Origin of the sequence: Ramlibacter sp. (assembly GCF_028292805.1) — a bacterium.
Taxonomy (GTDB): domain Bacteria; phylum Pseudomonadota; class Gammaproteobacteria; order Burkholderiales; family Burkholderiaceae_C; genus Ramlibacter.
Genome location: NZ_JAQGLS010000104.1, coordinates 1 through 17176, shown reverse-complemented (window position 1 = coordinate 17176; position 17176 = coordinate 1). Strand labels below are relative to the sequence as shown.

Sequence of the window (17176 nt, the reverse complement as noted above, 5' to 3'; positions counted from 1 at the left end):
GTGACGCCCTGCTGGCCCTGGTACTTGCCGCCGCGGTCCTTGTAGCTGATGTCGCAGACCTCGTCGCTCTCGAAGAACAGCACCTGCGCGCAGCCCTCGCCGGCGTAGATCTTGGCCGGCAGCGGCGTGGTGTTGGAGAACTCCAGCGTCACGTAGCCTTCCCACTCGGGCTCGAACGGCGTGACGTTGACGATGATGCCGCAGCGCGCGTAGGTGCTCTTGCCCAGGCAGATGGTCAGCACGTTGCGCGGAATGCGGAAGTACTCCAGCGTGCGCGCCAGCGCGAAGCTGTTGGGCGGGATGATGCAGGAGTCGCCGTAGAAGTCGACGAAGCTCTTCTCGTCGAAGTTCTTCGGGTCCACCACGGTGCTGTGGATGTTGGTGAAGACCTTGAACTCCGGCGCGCAGCGGATGTCGTAGCCGTAGCTCGAGGTGCCGTAGCTGATGACGCGGCGGCCATCCACCTCGCGCACCTGGTTCGGCTCGAAAGGCTCGATCAGGCCGTGCTGCTCGCACATCCTGCGGATCCACTTGTCGCTCTTGATGGTCATCGGGGAAACTCCTGGCGGCGATTGTAGGGTGGCCTCCAGGCCACCCCGTCGACGACCACCCGCTCGATCACGCGGTCATCGCCCAGCACGATCAGCGAGAACAGCAGTTCGTCCAGGCTGCGCGCATTCGCAGTCTTGCGCGCCAGCAGCGGCGTGGCCTTCGGATCGAGCACCAGGAAGTCGGCCTCGCAGCCAGGCTGCAGGTTGCCGATCACGCCACCGAGCCCGAGCGCCTGCGCGGCGCCGGCGGTGTGCTGCCACCACAGGTTCTGCGGCTGCAGGCTCAAGCCCGGCTTGGTCTGCCCCTCGCGCCCGACGTAGTACGCCGCCAGCATGGTGTGGAACGGGCTGAAGCTGGTGCCGCCACCGACGTCGCTGGCCAGCCCATGCCGAAAGCCGATGCGGCGCGCGCCTTCGTAGTCGAAAAAACCGCTGCCCAGGAACAGGTTGCTGGTGGGGCTGACCGCGGCGGCGGCGCCGGTGTCGCGCATCAGCGCCCGGTCGTCGTCGTCGAAGTGGATGCAATGCGCATAGATCGCCCGCTCGCGCAGCAGCCCGAAGCCCTCGTACACGGCCAGGTAGCTGCGCGCGTCGGGGAAGAGTTCTCGCGCCCAGCGGACCTCGTCCTTGTTCTCCGCCACGTGCGACTGGATCCAGACGTCGCCATGGCGCGCCGCCAGTTCACCGGCCCCGCGCAGCTGCGCCTCGGTGCAACTGGGGGCAAAGCGCGGAGTGATCGCATATCCGAGCCGGCCGCGGCCGTGCCAGCGGCCGATCAGCGCCTCGGTGTCCACGAGGGACTGCTCGGTGTCGTCACGCACGCCATCGGGCGAATGCCGGTCCTGCAGCACCTTGCCCGCGATCATGCGCAGCCCGCGCCGCTGCGATTCCGAGAGCAACGCATCCACCGACGCGGGATGCGAAGTGCAGAACGTCAGCGCCGTGGTGACACCGTGGCGACGCAGCTCGTCGAGGAACACGCTCGCCATACTTTCGGCGTAATCCGCATTGGCGAAGCGCGCTTCGTGCGGAAAGGTGAAATTCTCCAGCCAGGGCAGCAGGCCGTCGGCCGGCGAGCCGATCACGTCGATCTGGGGGAAATGCACATGCAGGTCAATGAAACCGGGCGCCAGGATGCGCCCCGGCAGGTGTTCGATTCCCACGCCCGCGAAGTCGCCAGCGAGTGCTTTGTAGTTGCCCGCGGCACGCACGACCTGGCGCCCGCAAGCGTCGGGGCCGATCACCAGCAGGCCATCGGGTTCGAACAGGGCGGCGCTGTCGTCGGCGAAGCGCAGGAGGGAGGCGCGGAAAGCTTGCATTGCCTCATTTTGAGACTTTCGCCACAAGGCCGAGGCGCCAGGCCCCGGCCGCCCAGGTTCAGGCTCGACCCCAGTAGCCGAATACATTAATTTCAAGTACAAACAGAAACTAACGGTTGCACCCGGTGTGACTTACCCCGCCCATCCGGCGCCCCCAAGCAGACGAAAGCATCAACGCCATGGCCAATTACATTGGAACAAGTAGCAACGATTCGTACCTGGGGACGCCCGATGCCGACGCCATGACCGGTGCCGCGGGAGCGGACACGCTGGACGGCGCACTGGGCAACGACTCGATGTCAGGTGGCGACGACGATGACCTGCTCCTGGGCGATGAAGGCAACGACTCGCTGCTGGGAGACGCCGGCAACGACACGTTGCGCGGCGAAGACGGAAACGACGTCCTGCGCGGCAACCTGGGCAACGACTCGCTCCTGGGCGAAGCAGGTGCCGACACCCTGAACGGCGGCAACGGCGACGACACGCTCGATGGCGGCGTCATCATCGACACGTTCAATTACAGCGACCTGAACGTCGCGAGCTATGCGGCAATGGGATCGCCGGGTTCGGGCGTGAACGTCAACCTCCAGACGAACATCGCACTGGACGGATCGGGCGGCACCGACAGCCTGGCGAACATCATGTCCGTGGTGGGCAGCGACTACAACGACTCCATGCTGGGCACCACGGATTGGGGCTTCGAGATCTTCGACGGCGGCCTGGGCGACGACACCATCGACGGCGGCACCCTCAGCGCCACGACGTCCAACCGCGTCACGTACAACTCTGCCTCAGGCGCGGTGAACATCGACCTGGAGTCGGGAATCGTCACCGGCGCGGCCGGCACCGACACCCTGCTGAACATCAACCATGTTCACGGCAGCAAGTTCAACGACACCATCGTCGGCTCCGACTCGGAGTTCACCGAAACCCTGCAGGGCCGGGCCGGCAACGACTTCATGGACGGCGCAGGCGGCCTCGACATCGCCCGCTACGACTTCCAGGTCCATGCCAATCTCGGGGAGCACTGGGCGGTCGACGGCGAGAAGACCAACCCCGGCGACGCGACCTTCGGCACCGACACGCTGGCCAGCATCGAAGGCCTGCGCGGCTCCAACTTCAACGACACCCTGATCGGCGGCGACACCGCCAATGAGGGCGAAGGCAAGTTCGAGTTCTTCAACGGCATGGGCGGCAACGACTTCATCGACGGCGGGAACGGCTGGGACCGTGTCGACTATTCCAACGCGTTCTCTCGCGCCAACGTGGACCTGACCCAGGGCACCGCGCAGGACGGCGCCGGCGGATTCGACACGCTGGCCAACATCGAAGCAGTCCGTGGCGGCAGGTTCAACGACTTCATCCGCGGCGACGCAGCCGACAACCGGCTGGAAGGCGCCGCGGGCGACGACCACCTCACGGGCGAGGCCGGCGGCGACACGCTGCTCGGCGACGACGGCAACGACACGCTGCGAGGCGAGGCGGGGCGCGACGTGTTCGCCTATGGCTCCAGCTCGGCGGGTGATTCGGAAACGATCGGCGACCTGGAACTCGGGGACTCGCTGTTCCTGGCCGGGGTCCAGGTCACCGAATTGATGCCGATGGGCGACACCTCCACGCTGACCCTGGGCCAGGCGATGCTCACCACCGAAGGCGGCAACAGCACCCTGGTGGTGCGCATGGTCGAAGGCGAGAACGGCCTGGTGAGCATCACCATGCAGAACGTGACGGCAGCCAGCGGCAACTTCAGCCTGGTCTACCACGACACCGGCACCATCGGCACCGAGCTGGTGTTCCAGCTGATCGTCACTGATGGGAACGACAACCTGAACGGTGGCAGCAACAACGACTTCGTCGAAGGCCTTGGCGGCCGCGACTTCATCAACGGCGGCGCCGGCGCCGACACCATCCACGGCGGCGCCGGCGACGACTACATCACGGCGGGCGGCCAGTGGAGCGGCGGCGCTGATTGGATCGACGGGGGCGACGGCTACGACAGCGTCAGCTACAACGTAGGAACCGACACCGCGGGTGGCGTCTTCGTTTCGACCGCCTCCAGCGGCACCCAGATCGACCCGTTCGACGGCAGCACGGACACGCTGGTCAACATCGAATCCCTGCACATCCAGGGCAGTGCCTTCGCGGACGTCATCCTCGGGGGCGCCGAACACAACTACATGAGCGGCCACCAGGGCAACGACACGATCACCGGAGGTGAAGGCGCCGACAGCTTCGCCTACGACACCGATATCGACCTCGACCAGGACGTGGACCTCGCGGACATCGCTCTGTTCGGGACCGACCGCATCACCGACCTGGGCGTGGACGACTCACTGAACTTCGGCCACCTTGTGTGGAACGGGCCGGTCCGAACGGGCGACGACACGTCGACGCTGGACGTCGGCGGCATCATGCTCGGCACGCCGACCGCCGGAACGACGCAGTTGTACGTGCGGATGGCCGCTGGTGACGGCGGCCTGGTGACGATCGACCTGACCGGCACCTTCGATGCGAGCCAGTTCGCCCTCAACAGCAACGAATGGGGCAGCCACATCAACGTCGGCGCGGGCGCCACGACGGGCAACGAGAACCTGCATGGCGGCAATGCAGACGAGGCGCTCGACGGCGCGGCCGGCAACGACTGGATCTTCGGCAACGGCGGCAGCGATACCCTCACGGGTGGCGGCGGTCACGACACCTTCACCTTCGATCCGTGGGGCGACGAAGGGCGGGACACCGTCACCGATCTGCGTGGCAACGACGCCTTGTCCTTCCACAACCTGTATATCGCCAGCCTGGTCGATGGCGGCAACGAGGACGACCTGGAAACCGGTCAGGCGACGCTGGAGATCATCGACGAAGGCACCAACACGCGCGTGTGGGTTCGGGTCGGCGCGGGCCTGTTCTCGGTCGACCTGCAGGGCACCTATGCGGCGGCGGACTTCACCATCGAGCACCCCGAGGGCGGCGAAAACTCCCTGCTGCGCCTGAACGCCACCGGGGGGAGAGCCGACGAGTTCCACGGCACGGCCAGGAGCGAGTCCGTGCTTGGCGGTGACGGCGACGACACGCTCCTGGGCTTCGGGGGCGACGACATGCTCGACGGCGCCGACGGTGCCGACGTCCTGCGCGGCGGCAATGGCAACGATACCTACGTGGTCGGCGCCGGCGACGACATCGACGGCGAAACCAGCTCCAGCGGCACCGACACGGTGCGGTCCGCCATCACCTGGTCGCTCGCCACCGACACCTGGCTCGAGAACCTGACGCTGACCAGCGACATGGCGATCAACGCCACCGGCAACACCCTGGCCAACACCTTGACCGGCAATTCGGGCAACAACGTGCTGAACGGCGGCGCCGGCGCGGACGTCATGCGCGGCGAGGGCGGCAACGACACCTACCACGTGGACAACGTCAAGGACAACATCGACGGTGAGTCCAGGACCGAAGGCGTCGACTCGGTGGTCTCCAGCATCTCCTGGTCGCTCGCGTCCGACATCTACCTCGAAAACCTGACACTCACCGGTGCCAGGTCGATCAACGCCACCGGCAACACCCTGGCCAACACGCTCAACGGCAACGCCGGCAACAACATCCTGAACGGCGGCGCCGGCGCGGACATCATGCGCGGCGAGGGCGGCAACGACACCTACCACGTGGACAACGTCAGGGACAACATCGACGGCGAGTCCAGGACCGAAGGCGTCGACTCGGTGGTCTCCAGCATCTCCTGGTCGCTGGCCATCGACGCCTACTTGGAGAACCTGACGCTGAGCGGCAGCGCGGCCATCAACGCCACCGGCAACACCCTGGCCAACACCTTGGCCGGCAGCGCCGGCAAGAACGTGCTGAGCGGCGGCGCGGGCAACGACAGGCTGCACGCCGGCGCGGGCGCCGACCAGCAGACCGGCGGCGCCGGCGCCGACCGGTTCGTGTTCGCCGCGGCGGCCGAAAGCACCTTGGCCTCCCTGGACAAGATCACCGACTTCACCCGCGGCAGCGACAAGATCGACCTGTCGCACCTGGACGGCAACGGCAGCCGGGCGGGCCACCAAGACTTCTCGTTCATCGCCTCCAAGGCGTTCAGCGCCAACGCCACCGGCCAGCTGCGCTTCGCCGTCGACAGCGGCAAGGTGATGCTGTACGGCAGCACCGATGCAGATGCGACGGCGGAGTTCGCGCTGCACATCGGCGGCACGACGACGCTGGGCGCGTCGGACTTCGTGTTCTGACGGCTACTTCGCCACCCTGCCCTGCACGCCGGTCACCAGGTAGTCCATCTGCAGGATCTGCGGGTCCGTGAGCGACTGCCCCTTGGCCAGGCGGGCCTGGCCTTCGTTGTCGACGATCGGGCCCGCAAACGGCCGCAGCTTGCCGGCGGCGATGTCCTTTTGCCGCGCCAGCACTTCCTGCTGCACGGCCTTGGGCACCTTGGGGCCGAAGTGGTCGACGCGGATCATGCCTTCGCGCACGCCGCCCCACACGTTGCCCGGCTTCCAGGTGCCGTCCAGCACCGCCTGGGTGCGCTGTCGGTAGTAGTCGCCCCACTGGTGCGTCACCGCCAGCACCTGCGCGTCGGGCGCCGTCGTGCGCATGTCCGAGTGGTAGGCAATGGCCAGCTTGCCGCGCTCCTGCGCCGCCGCCATCACGGCCGTCGAGGCCGTGTGGAAGGACAGCACGTCGGCATCCTGGTTCATGAGCGTCATGGCCGCCTCGCGCTCCCTGGCCGGGTCGAACCAGGCGTTGAGCCACACCACCTTCACTTGCGCCTTGGCGTTCACCGAGCGCAGGCCGAGGGTGAAGGCGTTGATGCCCTGCAGCACCTCGGGAATCGGAAAACCGGCGACGTAGCCGGTGACGTTGGTCCTGGTCAGCCGGCCGGCGGCGATGCCGGCCAGGTAGCGGCCTTCGTAGTAGCGCGCGTTCGCCGTCGCCACGTTCGGCGCCATCTTGTAGCCGGTGATGGACTCGAACTTCACGTCGGGGAATTCGCGCGCCACCTTCAGCGTGGCCTCCATGTAGCCGAAGCTGGGCGTGAAGATCAGCTTGTGGCCGGTGGCGGCGAGGTCACGGATCACACGCTCGGCGTCGGGCCCCTCCGCCACGTTCTCGACGAACGCGGTCTTCACGCGGGAGCCGAACGCCGACTGCACAGACTGGCGGGCCGCCTCATGCTGGCGCACCCAGCCGGCGTCGGTGATGGGCGCGACATAGACGAACCCGACCTTGACAGGCTCGTTCGGCCTGGCGTGGGCGGGAATGGAAAAGACGCAAGCCGCCATGGCCATGGCGGCGAGGTTTTTGTACATGGTGGTCCTCTACATGGCCCCGGGAAAAAAAGAAAAGGCAAGACCGCCGGGGCGCGATCTTCTCGGCCGTATTGTAAATGCCGCTGTTGCTTCACGGTCGAGGATCGACGGCCCACAAGAGGCGCGAGTTTGCGTATAAATAAATCCGAAGCATCCAGATGGTCTTTTCGATAAAAATCATCACCGCCAGGAAAGCAAGCACATGCGCAAGTACAACGGGAGCAGCCAGATCCTTGTCACCGGCGGCGCTGGCTTCCTCGGCAGCCACCTGTGCGACCGGCTGGTCGCGCGCGGCGATCACGTCATCTGTGCCGACAACTTCTTCACCGGCAGCAAGGACAACATCGAGCACCTGCTCGACCATCCCCGCTTCGAACTCGTGCGCCACGACGTGACGCTGCCGCTGCACGTGCAGGTCGACGAGATCTACAACCTCGCCTGTCCCGCTTCGCCGGTGCACTACCAGCACGACCCGGTCCAGACCACCAAGACCAGCATCTACGGCGCCATCAACATGCTGGGGCTGGCCAAGCGCACGCAGGCGCGCATCTTCCAGGCCTCCACCAGCGAGGTGTACGGCGACCCCAGCTGCCACCCCCAGCCCGAGAGCTACTGGGGCCACGTCAACCCAATCGGGCCACGCAGTTGCTACGACGAGGGCAAGCGCTGCGCCGAAACCCTGTTTTTCGACTACCAACGGCAGTGGGGTGTAGACATCCGCGTGGCGCGCATCTTCAATACCTATGGCCCGCGAATGCACCCCAACGACGGCCGCGTCGTCTCCAACTTCATCGTGCAGGCACTGCGCGGCGAGCCCATCACCGTCTACGGCAAGGGCGAGCAGACCCGCAGCTTCTGCTACGTGGACGACCTGGTGGAGGGCTTCCTGCGCTTCATGGCGCTGCCGGGGCCGTGCTCCGCCCCCCTCAACCTCGGCAACCCCGGCGAGTTCACCATCGTCGCGCTGGCCGAGCAGGTCATCGCGCTGACCGGCTCGCGCTCCAAGCTCGTGTTCTCGCCCTTGCCCGTCGACGATCCGATGCAGCGCCGCCCGGACATCACGCAGGCGCGCGAGCAACTGCAATGGGAGCCCACCGTGCAGCTCACCGCCGGCCTGAAGAAGACCATCGCCTACTTCGACCTCCTGCTCAGCGGGCAAGCCGACGCCGCGGCCGCCGCGACCGACCGGCAGGCCACGCCCGAGCGCCGGCGCCGGGCGCTGAACGGCATGGGCACGCGAGACGGCGCCGCCATCGCGATTTGAGCCCACTCCCGCTGCCCGACGTGGCCGGCGACTGGTTCGCCGCGATGCGGGCCGGCGACTGGGAAGAGGCCTGGCGCGCGACCGATCGCATCGAGCTGGAGCGGCGCCGGCTGCAGGCGCAGCCCGGCTTTGCGTGGCAGCCCGAGTTCCTGCGCTGGGACGGCACGCCGCTTCGCGGCCGGGCGGTGATGGTGCGCTGCGACCACGGACTGGGCGACACGCTGCAGTTTCTGCGCTTCGTGCCGCTGCTCGGTGCCGCGCGGCTGCACCTGATGGTGCAGCCGCAGCTGCTGCCCCTGCTCACCGGCGGCCGCGGGCTGGGCCAGGTCTGCGACTGGTGGAACCTTCAGACGCTGCCGCCGCATGAGGTCGAGATCGAGGTGATGGAGCTGGCCTACGCCCTGCGCACCACGCTGGCCACCTTGCCGCCCCCCTACCCGCACCTGGGCCTGCAGCTCGCCCGCAGGCCGGCCCTGGGCCTGCCGCGGGACGGCCGGCTGCGCGTCGGGCTGCTCTGGGCCGCCAGCGACTGGGACGGCAGCCGGTCACTGCCCCCGGCGGCGCTGGCGCCGCTGCTGGCCGTGCAGGGCGTGCGCTTCTTTTCCCTGCAGCAGGGCCCGGCGGCGGACGACCCGGCGCTGGCCGACTGGCCGATCGAGCGCCTGTCCCACCGCACCCGCGGCATCGCCGAAGCCGCCGCCGCGATGAACGAACTCGACTTGGTGATCAGCATCGACGGCATGCCGGCGCACCTGGCCGCCACGCTGGGGCGCCCGACCTGGTTGCTGCTCAAGCACCAGGCGGACTGGCGCTGGATGACGGAGCGCGACGCTTCGCCCTGGTATCCGTCCATGCGCTTGTTGCGGCAACCGGCGCCCGGCGACTGGGCCACCGTGATCGCGCGTGCCGCCTGGACGCTGCAGCGGCTGGCCGCTACGGCGAGAGCGGCCCCTGCCCGTTGATCAGCCGGACCTGGCGCCAGTCCTCCCCCATTGCCAGCACGCTGGCCGAGGCCGGCGCGATCTCCAGCCGCTCCAGGTGGTCGAGCGACATGCCCAGGCAGGTTGCCAGCATGGCCTTGATCACATCGCCGTGCGACACCACCAGCACGCAGCCTTCGGGGTGGGCCTGCCGCAGCCGCTCCAGCCCTTGCGTCGCGCGCACCGCCACGCCGGCGAACGGCTCGCCGCCCGGCGGGCAGGCGCTGCCGCGTCGGTGCACCCACTGGTCCCAGCCATCGGTGCCGCGCAGCTGCTCGAACTCGCGGCCGGTCCAGGCGCCGAAGTCGATCTCGTCGAAGGAGGCCTCGATCCCGACCGGCAGTCCGCGGCTGGCCGCGAGCGCTTGCGCGGTCTGTTGCGTGCGCCGCTGGGGGCTGCTGCAGATGGCGGTGATCGGCACTCCGGCGAACCGTGCCACCAGCTCCTGTGCCTGCTGCCGCCCCGCGGCGTCCAGCGCAACCTGCGGCAGCCTGCCGGCCAGCCCGCGGCCAAGCCAGCCGTGCGCCGCGTGCCGCAGCAACACGAAGGTGGTCACGCGACCGAGGCCAGCGGGCTCCCCTGCATCAGCGGCGTCGCCCTGCCACCGACATAGCGGCGCACCATGCGCGCACAGAACTCCGCGTACTCCTGGGCCACCTGTGGCGCGCTGCTGTGGTGCGCCTGGATGCCGCGGTGCTCGGGCGTGAAGCAGAAAGTGACGGTCACGTCGAACTCCTCCAGCGCCAGCATCTGGCGGTCGAACCAGGCGTCGGCCTCGGGCCGGAAGCTGTCGGCCCAGCTCAAGCCGGTGCGCAGCTTCTTCACGCCCAGGCGCTTGAGCCAGCGCGCGGCCTGCTCGAGCCGGTGGTCCTCGAAGTGGAACCACTGGCAGATGCCGAACTCGGGCGTGTAGTCCGCAAAGTGCCGGCAGGCGAGCTTGGGGGTTCCGTCCTCGCGCAGCAGGCCCATGTGGAAGTGGCGGTAATAGCTGGAGCCTTCCGCCTCCCGGTGGCGCGTGGTGGCGGGCCAGGCGCGGGGCAGGTCGTACAGCGAGTACCAGTGCACGCGCGGCACCCGACCGCGCAGCAGTTCGGCGGTGCGCTTCAGGCCGAACTCCTGCACCTCCTCGGCGCCGAAAGTCGAGACGCCGACTTCCGTGACCCACACCGGCAGGCGCGTCACGGCCTCGATCTCCGCGATGCGCCGCGGCCACTCGTCGAGCTGCCAGTGGTTCCAGTCGAGGGGAAAGCCATGCACGGCCACGGCGTCGACCGCGTCCAGCACGCCCGCGCGGCCCAGCGTCTCGATGAAGGCCGGGTCGATGGGCGAGATGCCGCCCAGCACGCGGGTGAGCCCGGGCGCCTCGGCCCGCACCGCGGCGCTGGCCAGCCTGACCATCTCGGCGTAGCGCACCCAGCCCGGGTCGATCTCCGGGTCCCAGTGCGACTTGTTGTTGGGCTCGTTCCAGAACTTGACGGCTTCGATCATGGCGTTGCTTCAAAGGTCCTTGTGCATGGAGACTTGCCCGGCGGCGGCGGCCGCGGGGACGCTCTCGATCGGCACCTCACCGCGGATGAACGCCTCCACCAGTTCGTGGGCCTGATCGTCGGTGAACTGCAGCGGCGGCGACTTCATGTAGTACGCCGAGGGCCCGTTGAGGGCTCCGCCGATGCCACGGTCGAGGGCGATCTTGGCGCAGCGGATCGCGTCGATCACCACCCCGGCCGAGTTCGGTGAGTCCCACACTTCCAGCTTCAACTCGCATGTGAGCGGAACGTTGCCGAAACTGGTGCCTTCCATGCGAATGAAGGCGAACTTGCGATCCGTCAGCCACGGCACGTAGTCGCTGGGGCCGACATGGACGTCGCTCGCCTTCATGGGATGGCCAAGCTGGCTGGTGACGGCGTTGGTCTTGGAGATCTTCTTGGAAGCCAGCCGCTCGCGCTCCAGCATGTTCAGAAAGTCGGTATTGCCGCCCACGTTCAGCTGGTAGGTGCGGTCGACCTGCACGCCGCGCTTGCGGAACAGATCCGTCAGCAGGCGGTGCACGATGGTGGCGCCCACCTGCGACTTGATGTCGTCGCCGATGACGGGCAGCCGGCGCTGGCCGAAGCGCTTGTTCCAGTAGGGCTGCGAGGCAATGAACACAGGGATGCAGTTGACGAACGCGCAGCCGGCTTCCAGGATCTGCTCGACGTACCACTTGCTGGCCATTTCGGAGCCAACCGGCAGGTAAGACACCACGACGTCGGTCTTCGTTGCCTTCAGGATTCCCACGATGTCGTCGGTGCTCGACGGTGACTTTGGCACCACGTCTTTCAGGAAGGCGCCCAGGCCGTCGTGCGTCATGCCGCGCGAAACCGTCACCCCCAGGTGCGGCACCTGGGCGAAGGCGATGGTGTTGTTCGGCTCGGCCAGGATGGCTTCGCTCAGGTCGAGCCCCACCTTGTGTGCGCTGACGTCGAAGGCGGCCGTGAACTCGATGTCGCGCGGGTGGTAGCCGCCGAGATCGACGTGCATCAGGCCTGGAATGAAGTCGCCCGCGCTCGCATCGCGATAGAACGTGACGCCTTGCACCAGTGCCGAAGCGCAGTTTCCGACGCCGATGATGGCCACCCGGATCTTGCCCATTGCCTAGCTCCCTTTCTTTCTTAACTCATGGTCGGGCAGACCTCGACGGGTCAGCCACGGGCGGTCCCAAATCGTACAGTTCGCGTGCTCGACCTTAGTGGATTTTCAATTTTTATCGCAAAACTGCATCCGATCGGGCCCGTTGGCTGAGTCGTGGTCCTAACATGAAGGATCGACGGATAAACAGGAAGACTCGGCATGGAAAAACCGAAGAAGTTGTTGATCACGGGCGGTGCGGGTTTCATCGGTTCGCACCTTGCGGACGAACTGCTGGGGCACGGCTACCAGGTTCGTGTCCTCGACCTCCTCGACCCGCAGGTGCACGGCCAGGCGCGACGCCGGCCCGAGTACCTCGCCGGCGAGGTCGAGCTGGTCGTGGGCGATGTGAACGATCCGGCCAAGGTCGAAGAGGCGCTGCGCGGCGTGGATGCCGTGTTCCACTTCGCCGCGGCGGTCGGGGTCGGCCAGAGCATGTACGAGGTGGCGCACTACACCCGCATCAACAATCTCGGTACCGCGGTGCTGCTCGAAGCGCTGATCAAGAATCCCGTGCAGCGGCTGGTGGTCGCATCGAGCATGAGCCTGTACGGCGAAGGCCTGTACCAGACGCCTGCCGGCGAGACGCGGCTGGCCGGCGAGCGCACGCTCGAGCAGCTCAAGCGCGGCGAGTGGGAGTTCCGCGACGCAGACGGCGCCGTCCTGCAGCCCCGGCCCACGCCCGAGACCAAACCGCCGGCGCTGGCGTCGGTCTACGCACTGTCGAAGTTCGACCAGGAGCGCCTGTGCCTGATGATCGGGCGGGCCTACAACATCCCGACCGTCGCGTTACGCTTTTTCAATGCCTACGGCCCGCGCCAGGCCTTGTCCAATCCCTACACCGGCGTGCTGGCGATCTTCGCCGCGCGCCTCCTGAACGACAACCCGCCCGCCATTTTCGAGGACGGCCTGCAGCAGCGCGACTTCGTCAGCGTGTACGACCTCGTGCGCGGCTGCCGGCTGGCACTGCAGACTCCCGGCGCGGCCGGCGAGGTGTTCAACATCGGCAGCGGCGAGCCGCATACGGTGCGCGACGTCGCCGCGCGCCTGGCCCATGTGATGGGCAAGCAGCACATCCGGCCAGACATTCTGGGCAAGTACCGCGTCGGCGACATTCGCCATTGCTACGCCGACATTTCCAAGGCGCGCCAGGTGCTGGGCTACAGCCCGCAGGTCCGTCTGGACGACGGCATGGTCGAGCTGTCCTCCTGGCTGGCCGGGCAGGTGGCGGTCGACCGCGTTTCCCAAGCCAGCGCCGAACTGGCCGCGCGGGGGCTGACGGTATGAGCCAGCCGATTACCCTGATCACTGGCGGAGCCGGCTTCATCGGCTCCAATCTGGCGCATCGCCTGCTGTCCCTGGGCCGGCAAGTGCGCATCCTCGACAACCTCTCGCGCCCGGGCGTCGAGCAGAACCTGCAGTGGCTGCGCCAGCAGCATGGCCTGCTGCTGGAGTTCGAACGGGCCGACGTGCGCGATGCCGCGGCCGTGGCGCAGGCCTGCGCCGGTGTGACGCAAGTGTTCCACTTCGCCGCCCAGGTGGCGGTGACGACCAGCCTGGAGCAGCCGCGCGAGGATTTCGCCATCAACGCGCTGGGCACGCTCAACGTACTGGAGGCGGCGCGGGCCCGGCCGCTGCCGCCAGCCGTCATCATGACCTCGACCAACAAGGTGTACGGCGGGCTGGAAGACCTCGACCTCGCGATGCAGGGCCAACGCTACCTGCCGGTGGAGCAGGCCATCATGGCGCGCGGCATCTCCGAGGCCCGGCCGCTGGACTTCCACAGCCCCTACGGCTGCTCCAAAGGCACGGCCGACCAGTACGTGGTGGACTACGCCCGCAGCTACGGCCTGACCACCCTGGTGTTTCGCATGAGCTGCATCTACGGGCCACGCCAGTTCGGCACCGAAGACCAGGGCTGGGTGGCGCACTTCATCCTGCGCGCGCTGCGCGGCGAACGCATCACGCTGTACGGCGACGGCATGCAGGTGCGCGACGTGCTGTTCGTCGACGACTTGGTCGACGCCTTCCTGCTGGCCGAACAGCACGCGCCGCGCCTGAAGGGCCGCGCCTTCAACATGGGCGGCGGCCCGGCCAACACCATCAGCCTGCTCGACCTGCTGGACCGCATCGCCCAGCTGCACGGCGAGCGGCCGGGCGTCAGCTTCGACGCCTGGCGCACCGGCGACCAGCGCTACTACGTTTCCGACACCGGTGCCTTCCAGAGCGAAACCGGCTGGAAGGCGAAGGTCGCGGCCGCCGACGGCATCGGGCAGCTGTACCAGTGGCTGGCGGCGCAGCATGGCGCACGGGCGGCGGCGCAGCGCGTGGCGGCGGGGGTGCATTGATGGCGGCCGCCCACATGCACGCAGGTGTGATCGCGGCGCCACGACAGGCGGCCTTGCAGAGCATCGCGCCGCCCGAGCCAGGGCCGGGGCAGGTGCTGCTGCGGCTGCAAGGCTCGGGGGTCTGCGCCTCCAGCCTGCCGTTGTGGGAAGGCCGCGAGTGGTTCAACTACCCGCAACCGCCAGGTGCCCCGGGTCACGAAGGCTGGGGCCGGGTCGCCGCGCTGGGTGAAGGCGTCACCGGCCTGCAGCCGGGCGACCGCGTGGCGGCCCTCACCTACCGCGCCCACGCCGAGTACGACGTCGCCGATGCCGGCTCGGTGCTCCGCCTGCCTGATGAACTCGCCGGCGCGGCCGTGCTGGGCGAGCCGCTCGGCTGCGCCGCCAACATCTTCCAGCGCAGCGAGATCCGTGCCGGGCAGACCGTGGCCATCGTGGGCATCGGCTTTCTGGGCGCGCTGCTGACGCAGCTGGCCACGCATGCCGGGGCGCGCGTGATCGCGCTGTCGCGGCGGCCGTTCTCGCTGGATGTCGCCAAGGCCGCCGGGGCCGGGCCCACTCTGCTGCTGGACGACCACTGGCAGATTCTGGAGAAGGTCAGAAAGTTGACCGACGGCAAGTGGTGCGAACGGGTGATCGAGTGCACCGGCCTGCCGTGGCCGCTGGACCTGGCAGGCGAGCTGACCGCCGAGCGCGGCCGGCTCATCATCGCCGGCTACCACCAAGACGGCCTGCGGCAGGTCAACCTGCAGCTGTGGAACTGGCGCGGCATCGACGTCATCAACGCGCACGAGCGCGACCCGCAGGCCTACGTGGCCGGCATGAAGCGGGCAGTCGACCTGATGCTGGAAGGCGTGCTGGACCCGGCGCCGCTCTACACGCACAAGCTGCCACTGGACCGGCTCGGGGAAGCGCTGGAGCTGACCCGCACGCGGCCCGACGGCTTCATGAAGGCACTCGTCACCACATGACCAGCGCCGACGAGAACAATCGGTTGCCACGCATCGGCTTCCTCGGCCTGGGCTGGATCGGCCAGCACCGCATGCAGGCGCTGCTGGACGAAAAGGCCTGCCGGGTGGTCGCCCTGGCCGACCCGTCGCCCGCTGCCCGTGCCCGCGCCCAGGCGGCCGCGCCCCAGGCGGCCGCCGTGGCAACGCTGGAGGACCTGCTGCGGCACGACCTGGACGGCGTGGTGATCGCCACGCCCAGCGCGCTGCACGCGCAGCAGGCGCTGGCCGCGCTCGACCGCGGCCTGGCGGTGTTCTGCCAGAAGCCGCTGGCGCGCACCGCGGCGGAGAACATGGCGGTCGTGGCTGCCGCCCGCAAGGCCGACAGGCTGCTGGGCTGCGACCTGTCCTACCGCCACACCGAAGCCATGCGCCGCATCCGCAATTGCGTGGTGGAAGGCGAACTCGGCACGGTGTACGCCGTCGACATGGTGTTCCACAATGCCTACGGCCCGGACAAGTCGTGGGCCCGCGAGGCCGCACTGTCGGGTGGCGGCTGCGCCATCGACCTGGGCATCCACCTGGTGGATCTCGCGCTGTGGACGCTGGCGTTTCCGCGGGTGGAGCAGGTCACCAGCCGCCGCTACGCGCAAGGCAAGCCGCTTCCGCCAGCCAGCAACGACGTCGAAGACTACGCGGTGGCGCAGCTCGACCTGGCCACCGGCGCCGTGGTCCGGATCGCCTGCTCCTGGAACCTCTCGGCCGGCCGCGATGCCGTGATCGAAGCGCACTTCCACGGCAGCCGGGCCGGCGCGGCCATGCAAAACGTCGGTGGCTCGTTCTACGACTTCGCCGCCGTTCGCTTCAACGGCACGCAGCGCACGCCGCTGGCCGACCCGCCGGACGCCTGGGGCGGCCGGGCCATCGTCGACTGGGCGCGCCGGCTGGCCGGCGGCGGCGGCTACGACCCGGCCATCGCAAGCATCGTCGAAGTGGCCGCCGTGCTGGACCGCGTGTATGGCCGGTGAGCGCGCGCCCCGGATCCTGATGACGGCGGACACCGTGGGCGGTGTCTGGACCTATGCGGTGGAACTGGCGCGCGCACTCGACGCCCGTGGCGTGCACGTGGCCATCGCCACCATGGGCGCGCCGGTGTCGGCCCACCAGCGCGCCGAGCTGGCCGGAACGCGCTGGGTGACGCTGTTCGACAGCGCCTGGCGCCTGGAATGGATGCAGGACAGCGCCGAGGACGTGGCGGCCGCGGGCGACTGGCTGCTGGCGCTGGAGCGCATGTTCCACCCCGACCTGGTGCACCTGAACCAATACGCCTTTGGCGCCTTGCCCTTTCGCGCGCCGACATTGATGGTCGCGCATTCCTGCGTGCTGTCGTGGTGGCGGGCCGTGTACGGCGCCGGCGCGCCCAAGGAATGGAACGCGTACCGCAGGATGGTCCGGGCCGGCCTCGCCGGCGCCGGGCTGGTGGCGGCGCCGAGCGGCGCGATGCTCAAGTCGCTGGCCGTGAACCACGGCTACGACCGCCCCGGCTTGGTCCTGGGCAACACCGCCAACCCGCAGCTGTTCGCCCCCGGCCGCAAGCAGCACGTGATCCTCGCAGCCGGCCGCTTCTGGGATGCCGCCAAGAACCTCAAGGCGCTGGAGCAGGTGGCGCCCGCCCTGGACTGGCCGGTGCACCTGGCCGGCGCCGCCAGGCAGCCGGACGGCGGCACCGTCGTCCCCACCGGCGTGCACTTTCTGGGCGAGCTGCCGCGCCAAGCCCTGGCGCGGCAGCTC

General features: G+C 68.4%; 14 protein-coding genes. 8 read left to right on the top strand and 6 right to left on the bottom strand.

Going from position 1 to position 17176, the window contains the following annotated elements:
• Positions 1–551: dCTP deaminase (gene dcd / locus JWP65_RS06000; RefSeq protein WP_299761421.1), on the bottom strand; the 551-nt coding region annotated here is incomplete at its 3' end.
• Complete coding sequence (guaD, locus tag JWP65_RS05995; protein WP_299761418.1) at positions 548–1870, bottom strand: guanine deaminase; 1323 nt, start codon at positions 1868–1870, stop codon at positions 548–550. The genes guaD and dcd, both read right to left, overlap by 4 nt.
• A 179-nt stretch (positions 1871–2049) precedes the next feature.
• Between guaD and JWP65_RS05990 the strand changes: the two genes are divergently transcribed.
• On the top strand, positions 2050–6105 hold the full coding sequence (locus JWP65_RS05990; protein ID WP_299761415.1) for a M10 family metallopeptidase C-terminal domain-containing protein: 4056 nt from the start codon (positions 2050–2052) through the stop codon (positions 6103–6105).
• Between the two features lie 3 nt (positions 6106–6108).
• Here the strand turns inward: JWP65_RS05990 and JWP65_RS05985 are convergent, their stop codons facing one another.
• A complete protein-coding gene (locus JWP65_RS05985; protein WP_299761413.1) occupies positions 6109–7182 on the bottom strand; it encodes a BMP family ABC transporter substrate-binding protein in 1074 nt (357 codons plus the stop codon).
• Between the two features lie 202 nt (positions 7183–7384).
• On the opposite strand from JWP65_RS05985, the gene JWP65_RS05980 reads away from it, so the two are divergent.
• Together JWP65_RS05980 and JWP65_RS05975 are read left to right on the top strand one after the other, a co-directional pair.
• Complete coding sequence (locus JWP65_RS05980) at positions 7385–8446, top strand: UDP-glucuronic acid decarboxylase family protein (protein ID WP_299761410.1); 1062 nt, start codon at positions 7385–7387, stop codon at positions 8444–8446.
• On the top strand, positions 8443–9408 hold the full coding sequence (locus tag JWP65_RS05975) for a hypothetical protein (RefSeq protein WP_299761407.1): 966 nt from the start codon (positions 8443–8445) through the stop codon (positions 9406–9408). Before JWP65_RS05980 ends, JWP65_RS05975 begins: the two co-directional genes overlap by 4 nt.
• Here the strand turns inward: JWP65_RS05975 and JWP65_RS05970 are convergent.
• Genes JWP65_RS05970 through JWP65_RS05960 form a run of 3 tightly spaced genes read right to left on the bottom strand, consistent with a single transcriptional unit; the run spans position 9380 to position 12057 of the window.
• A complete protein-coding gene (locus tag JWP65_RS05970; RefSeq protein WP_299761405.1) occupies positions 9380–9982 on the bottom strand; it encodes a histidine phosphatase family protein in 603 nt (200 codons plus the stop codon). The genes JWP65_RS05975 and JWP65_RS05970 overlap by 29 nt on opposite strands.
• Positions 9979–10914 carry a glycosyl hydrolase gene (locus JWP65_RS05965; RefSeq protein ID WP_299761402.1) on the bottom strand — a complete coding sequence of 312 codons (936 nt, stop codon included), beginning with the start codon at positions 10912–10914 and terminating at the stop codon, positions 9979–9981. Before JWP65_RS05965 ends, JWP65_RS05970 begins: the two co-directional genes overlap by 4 nt.
• 9 nt (positions 10915–10923) lie before the next feature.
• Entirely contained in the window at positions 10924–12057 is a 1134-nt protein-coding gene (locus JWP65_RS05960) for an inositol-3-phosphate synthase (protein WP_299761399.1), read from the bottom strand.
• A 198-nt stretch (positions 12058–12255) separates the two neighbouring features.
• On the opposite strand from JWP65_RS05960, the gene JWP65_RS05955 reads away from it, so the two are divergent.
• The 5 genes from JWP65_RS05955 to JWP65_RS05935 all read left to right on the top strand — a co-directional run.
• On the top strand, positions 12256–13380 hold the full coding sequence (locus JWP65_RS05955) for an NAD(P)-dependent oxidoreductase (protein WP_299761396.1): 1125 nt from the start codon (positions 12256–12258) through the stop codon (positions 13378–13380).
• Positions 13377–14441 carry an NAD-dependent epimerase/dehydratase family protein gene (locus tag JWP65_RS05950; protein WP_299761393.1) on the top strand — a complete coding sequence of 355 codons (1065 nt, stop codon included), beginning with the start codon at positions 13377–13379 and terminating at the stop codon, positions 14439–14441. Before JWP65_RS05955 ends, JWP65_RS05950 begins: the two co-directional genes overlap by 4 nt.
• A 14-nt stretch (positions 14442–14455) precedes the next feature.
• On the top strand, positions 14456–15409 hold the full coding sequence (locus JWP65_RS05945; RefSeq protein ID WP_299761390.1) for a zinc-binding dehydrogenase: 954 nt from the start codon (positions 14456–14458) through the stop codon (positions 15407–15409).
• A complete protein-coding gene (locus JWP65_RS05940; protein WP_299761387.1) occupies positions 15406–16413 on the top strand; it encodes a Gfo/Idh/MocA family oxidoreductase in 1008 nt (335 codons plus the stop codon). Before JWP65_RS05945 ends, JWP65_RS05940 begins: the two co-directional genes overlap by 4 nt.
• A gap of 19 nt (positions 16414–16432) precedes the next feature.
• Positions 16433–17176 (top strand): glycosyltransferase family 4 protein (locus JWP65_RS05935; RefSeq protein ID WP_299761384.1); only part of this gene is annotated, 744 nt, incomplete at its 3' end.

Excerpts from the sequence above, each read along its gene's own strand:
- JWP65_RS05965 (WP_299761402.1), bottom strand. The coding sequence starts at position 10,914 with ATGATCGAAGCCGTCAAGTTCTGGAACGAGCCCAACAACAAGTCGCAC.
- JWP65_RS05945 (WP_299761390.1), top strand. The coding sequence starts at position 14,456 with ATGCACGCAGGTGTGATCGCGGCGCCACGACAGGCGGCCTTGCAGAGC.
- JWP65_RS05940 (WP_299761387.1), top strand. The coding sequence starts at position 15,406 with ATGACCAGCGCCGACGAGAACAATCGGTTGCCACGCATCGGCTTCCTC.
- JWP65_RS05985 (WP_299761413.1), bottom strand. The coding sequence starts at position 7,182 with ATGTACAAAAACCTCGCCGCCATGGCCATGGCGGCTTGCGTCTTTTCC.
- JWP65_RS05955 (WP_299761396.1), top strand. The coding sequence starts at position 12,256 with ATGGAAAAACCGAAGAAGTTGTTGATCACGGGCGGTGCGGGTTTCATC.
- JWP65_RS05950 (WP_299761393.1), top strand. The coding sequence starts at position 13,377 with ATGAGCCAGCCGATTACCCTGATCACTGGCGGAGCCGGCTTCATCGGC.
- JWP65_RS05990 (WP_299761415.1), top strand. The coding sequence starts at position 2,050 with ATGGCCAATTACATTGGAACAAGTAGCAACGATTCGTACCTGGGGACG.
- JWP65_RS05960 (WP_299761399.1), bottom strand. The coding sequence starts at position 12,057 with ATGGGCAAGATCCGGGTGGCCATCATCGGCGTCGGAAACTGCGCTTCG.
- guaD (WP_299761418.1), bottom strand. The coding sequence starts at position 1,870 with ATGCAAGCTTTCCGCGCCTCCCTCCTGCGCTTCGCCGACGACAGCGCC.
- JWP65_RS05980 (WP_299761410.1), top strand. The coding sequence starts at position 7,385 with ATGCGCAAGTACAACGGGAGCAGCCAGATCCTTGTCACCGGCGGCGCT.